Raw genomic sequence first — 280 nt, 5'->3', positions numbered from 1 at the left:
ATGTATTTACACATCACTCGGTTCCACTTGCAGGTATTTTCGTCCTACATCAGGTGAATGAAAGACCAAAAGAAATACATCCTTTAAATGGGTTGCAAAAAATTGAAGTTTTGGATACTCATACATATCGTCCTTTTATGATCGGGCGGTTAGGACTATTAACTTGGCATTTTGACTTATCGGTTAAGATTGCTAGTCAAATTCCTATGTATGCGATCGAACGGTCGAACTTATTTTCAGCATATGAGCTGGCAGATACGATTCATAACTTGTTTGAGGA

The 280-nt window shown here is 37.5% G+C and carries 1 protein-coding gene; it reads left to right on the top strand.

Annotation, left to right across the window (positions count from 1 at the left end; genetic code table 11):
• On the top strand, positions 1-280 hold a 280-nt coding region (locus ACTHS4_RS11890; RefSeq protein ID WP_440365988.1), incomplete at both ends, for a hypothetical protein.

The sequence above is a fragment of the Neisseria sp. P0014.S009 genome (assembly GCF_051958155.1).
Taxonomy (GTDB): Bacteria; Pseudomonadota; Gammaproteobacteria; order Burkholderiales; family Neisseriaceae; genus Neisseria; species Neisseria flavescens_C.
This window is presented reverse-complemented; position numbering and strand designations above follow the sequence as displayed.